This is a genomic window from Thiocystis violacea (genome assembly GCF_016583575.1).
Taxonomy (GTDB): Bacteria; Pseudomonadota; Gammaproteobacteria; order Chromatiales; family Chromatiaceae; genus Thiocystis; species Thiocystis violacea.
Window position 1 is genome coordinate 1 of sequence record NZ_NRRG01000151.1, and the last position, 1,016, is coordinate 1,016.

Here is a 1,016-nt window from a genome sequence, read left to right on the forward strand (position 1 = left end):
TATCCTTTTGTCTGTCGCCCGCAGCTTCTCGCCCAACCGCCCTTCCGTGGACCGATTCGTCCCCGCCCGGGCGCTATTCGCGTCGCTGAAATGAATTCCGGCATCGCTATTTGCCAAGAGGACGTTGCCGCGTCATTCAGATCACGGATTCAGGATTACCATAGTCATCTGCAAGGGAGAGCTGCCGCTTCTTCCTTGCGAGCGCTTCCAAATGCTTTTCAGTAATACTCTGAATATTCAGCTCTTCCCTATATTTCTCAGCTAGCTTTTCATTGAACTCCTGCTGCCGTATTATTAAACTCTCACGAAAGCTAATTTTTCCTTTTTTACCAAAAATATAATGCCTTGCCACAGGATAGAAAACCGCTATCCCAAAACCTACCAACAAACCTAGCAATGGCTGGTCTTGCAATAAAAAAATGACGACAAGAACAATGACAGCAACTCTTACAACTTCGCTTCGAACGACCACGTATATAATAAACCCTAAAAACACCAACGACATTAATACATGGATAAAACCTGATTGCGTTAAGCTACTTTCTGATGAGCGACCCCGCTTTACGTCATCCTCATGTTTTTGTATTGATGAAATGTCTTGTGCAGATGAAGATCTCTCAATTCTAGAATCCTTCGTCAGGTAAGCAGATGCAGGAGCAGGCACTTCAATGTAATCTTTATTATCGCGCCCCGCTTCACCATTAACAGCCTGCTCTGGCAGCATTAATCAGTTGAGAGGCTGCATAGGAACACATCGCTATAGTCGATCCAATTAACCGTTAATAGAAATCAATTAACTTACAATTCATATTGTATCTGATTATGGCCTATTTGACGAAGAAGTAAGCGGCCTGAGGCGAGATAAACTTGTGCCTCACTCGACGTAGGCTTGCGTTCATAATCTCTACTCAGCCGACGTGATCGGCCAAGCCATGCAAATGTTCGCTCAACGACCCAGCGGCGGGGTAAAACATGGAAACCTTTAACCCCTTTTTTCTTTTTAACGACTTCAAGCT

Annotated in this window: 2 protein-coding genes; both read right to left on the bottom strand. The window is 44.6% G+C overall.

Features of this window, described 5'->3' with window-relative positions; all coding sequences use genetic code 11:
• Positions 1-136: 136 nt before the first annotated feature.
• Positions 137-724: a hypothetical protein gene (locus tag CKO27_RS23895; protein WP_200377404.1), complete on the bottom strand. Its 588-nt coding sequence runs from the start codon at positions 722-724 to the stop codon at positions 137-139.
• Between the two features lie 74 nt (positions 725-798).
• Positions 799-1,016: transposase (locus tag CKO27_RS23900; RefSeq protein WP_200377405.1), on the bottom strand; the 218-nt coding region annotated here is incomplete at its 5' end.